A 230-nucleotide genomic window follows, 5' to 3' on the forward strand; every position below is an offset into this window, starting at 1 on the left:
GAAGGCATTATAGACATCAAATCCTGTGACAGAACGTGCAGATGCTGCGAGTTTCTCGCCACTCTTTGTAAACACAAGGGTAGGACGATAAGAGGTCTCTGTTAATCGAGACGCTACTATACCAATCACGCCTTTATGCCAGTCTTCTTGATAGACCACCGTAGTCATATTGTCTTCTTCCTTCGCCTCTTGAATTTGAGCTAAGGCTTCTTGCGTAATACGTTTGTCTG

At 44.3% G+C, this 230-nt stretch carries 1 protein-coding gene; it reads right to left on the reverse strand.

All coding sequences use genetic code 11. The annotated features are described in order from the left end of the window. On the reverse strand, positions 1-230 hold a 230-nt coding region (locus tag ACY2RS_RS16025; RefSeq protein ID WP_490099644.1), incomplete at both ends, for a DHHA1 domain-containing protein.

It is taken from the genome of Patiriisocius sp. 208BN25-11 (assembly GCF_058147145.1).